We start from the raw sequence: 679 nt of genomic DNA on the forward strand, positions 1-679 counted from the left end.
CATCGCTCTCACTCTGGGCAGCGGCTGGGGCAAGGCCGCCGATATCATCGGAGAAACCACGGCGACCATTGCTGCCGCTGACGTCCCCGGGTTCTCCAAGCCTGCGCTTGAAGGCCACGTTGGCACTATCCGATCCGTACTACTGCCCAACAACAAGCGTGCCCTCGTTATCGGTGCCCGCACGCACTACTACGAGAACCATGGCGTTCGCCGCGTGGTTCACTCGGTGCGCACCGCCGCTGCAACCGGCGCCAAGACGATGATTCTCACCAACGGGGCCGGAGGCATCAAAGACACCTGGACACCGGGAACCCCCGTGCTGATCAGTGACCACCTCAACCTCACCGCCGACTCGCCACTGGAAGGCGCGACTTTCATCGACCTCACCGATCTTTACAGCAAGCGCCTGCGCGCGATCGCTCAGTCGATCGATCCGAGTCTCGATGAGGGTGTCTACACCCAGTTCCGCGGCCCACACTACGAAACCCCCGCCGAAGTGCAGATGGCGAAAATCATGGGTGGCCACATTGTGGGAATGTCCACCGCACTCGAGGCCATTGCCGCACGCCAGGCGGGTATGGAAATCTTAGGAATGTCACTCATCACCAATCTGGCGGCCGGCATCCAGACCACGCCCCTCAGCCACGAAGAAGTCCTTCAGGCAGGTAAAGCGCTGAAG

The 679-nt window shown here is 61.4% G+C and carries 1 protein-coding gene; it reads left to right on the forward strand.

What is annotated here, in order from left to right; all coding sequences use genetic code 11:
• Positions 1–679: purine-nucleoside phosphorylase (locus tag ADICYQ_RS31065; protein ID WP_040414292.1), on the forward strand; the 679-nt coding region annotated here is incomplete at both ends.

This window comes from Cyclobacterium qasimii M12-11B, assembly GCF_000427295.1.
Lineage (GTDB): Bacteria > Bacteroidota > Bacteroidia > Cytophagales > Cyclobacteriaceae > Cyclobacterium > Cyclobacterium qasimii.